This is a genomic window from Bacillus sp. AFS001701 (assembly GCF_002559405.1).
Classification (GTDB): Bacteria; Bacillota; Bacilli; order Bacillales; family Bacillaceae_G; genus Gottfriedia.
Map to the genome: position 1 here is coordinate 1 of NZ_NTZO01000407.1, position 1,300 is coordinate 1,300.

Consider the following 1,300-nt stretch of genomic DNA (forward strand, 5'->3'; position numbering starts at 1 on the left):
CCTGCTGGGCCTGTCGCTCCATCTGCTCCTGTTGCTCCTGCAGATCCCGTTGCGCCTCTTTTCCCTCTTTTTCCTCTCTCTCCTTCTTCTCCTTCTTTACCTCTTTGTCCTCTTGGCCCCATTGGCCCCGTTGGTCCTGTAGGTACTATATATCTAGACATTAAAAATTGCACCCCTATGTGTTAATTAATATACATACCAATATATGAAAGATATTAGCATCAGATTGTGTTTGTCCCCAAACTTAATAATTGTAATTTTAAATTGTCGATATTCAGAGAAAAGGCTATGGTGTATCAATAAAACAAGCCAATTTCTTATTAAACTAAACTGCCATTTACTTCAATAAAAAAACGAGCTGCAAGCAACTCGTGATCTTCAACAAAAGCATGCGTTAGCCAACCATGAACCCTCAGATTCACAACAGTGAATGGAAGTTTTTATTGTACTCCCATGGTAGTTGAAGAAGCAAGTTTATCATTACCTAAGAAAAAATTAAGTTATTTATAATATAAACAATTAATATCAAGCTAAAATACTTTATGCAATCGTCTATGCAGCCACGGGTTCCTATTATGAAGGTGGACTTCTTAAGGGAGGTCGCGGTGTAATAATAAGTGTGGATGGAGGAAAAGCATGGACCAATTTATCTGAGGGACTCGAGAATAGAAATACTACAGCAATTGAACTTTCTCCAGACGAAGAATAGTTGTCTGTCGGCACGCAGGGTGGCAGTGTTCACAGAATAAAATTGTCTAATAAACGTTAAAAATAATAACGTTTGAAAAAACTCCCCTTTCGCTTAATGGAAGGGGAGTTTTTTCATATGAACTTTTATAAATTAATCAAAGTATTTTCAGTTCCTCCTACATAAAGACTTGTCAAATTCACATATGCAACCAACAAGTCAATAAAATTTCTAGCTGCAGATCCAATATACTTTTCTTTATGATGTACAATAGCAATTTCCTTAGAAATTGCAGGATTCACTATTTTAATTACTTTAAAGGTTTCAGCATTCTCCGAAGCGAGAAGAGTATTGGGAAGTATGGTAGCTCCAATACCTGCTTTTACTATACTCAAAATGGAATTAACATCAGTTAATTCTATGATTGGCTTGAAGACAAATCCCATAGATGTAGCGGCATCATCAAATAATTTTCGGCAATTGTGGTTTTTGGGACGTAGGACAAGTTGAATGTCCTTAATCTCTTCTAAATCAACTTTTTCTCTTTCAGCTAAATGATGGTCAAAAGGAACAGCTAAATAAAATTCTTCTGTATATAAAGGGATATTTGTT

The 1,300-nt window shown here is 35.8% G+C and carries 1 protein-coding gene; it reads right to left on the reverse strand.

The window, feature by feature from the left end; genetic code table 11:
- Positions 1–834: 834 nt before the first annotated feature.
- On the reverse strand, positions 835–1,300 hold a 466-nt coding region (locus CN514_RS20195), incomplete at its 5' end, for a LysR family transcriptional regulator substrate-binding protein (protein ID WP_141529449.1).